General features: G+C 62.9%; 1 protein-coding gene. It reads left to right on the top strand.

Annotated elements, in window-relative coordinates; translation table 11 throughout:
- Positions 1-631 (top strand): hypothetical protein (locus QM467_RS19810; RefSeq protein ID WP_283368054.1); only part of this gene is annotated, 631 nt, incomplete at both ends.

The following is a 631-nucleotide window of genomic DNA, read 5'->3' on the forward strand; positions in this document are numbered from 1 at the left end:
CGGCTTGACGGTCTCCGACCCAAGCAGTTCGACACTGAGTGGCGCGACCGTTTCCATCGGCGGAGGGTTTTTCGCCGGCGACGCCTTGAACTTCACCAATCAGAACGGCATTACCGGCTCGTATAATGCAACGACCGGGGTGCTGACGCTGACCGGCTCGGCCAGCCTTGCCGCCTATCAGACAGCGCTCGACAGCGTCAGTTTCAGTTCGACCAGCGCCAATCCGACCAATTACGGCACCGATCTTGCGCGCACGATCAACTGGCAGGTCAGCGCCGGCGCGCTGAAATCGACTGTCGTGTCCAGCACCGTCAATGTCATTGGCGTCGATCAGGCGCCGGTGTTGTCGGGCGCGGGCAACACGACGACTTATGCCTCGGGGGGCGTCGCGGTCGTCATCGACAGCGCGCTGTCGGCCAGCGATCCGGACAATCTCAAGCTCGCCTCGGCGACGGTGGCGATCTCCAATTTCCAATCCGGCGATCTGCTCAACTTCGCCAACCAGAACGGCATCACGGGCGCATATAATGCGGCGACCGGCGTGCTGACGCTGAGCGGGCAGGCGACGGTGGCGCAATATCAGACGGCGCTGGATACGGTGACATTCTCGACCAGCAGCGCCAATGCGGCG

Origin of the sequence: Rhodoblastus sp. 17X3 (assembly GCF_030056575.1) — a bacterium.
Classification (GTDB): Bacteria; Pseudomonadota; Alphaproteobacteria; order Rhizobiales; family Beijerinckiaceae; genus Rhodoblastus.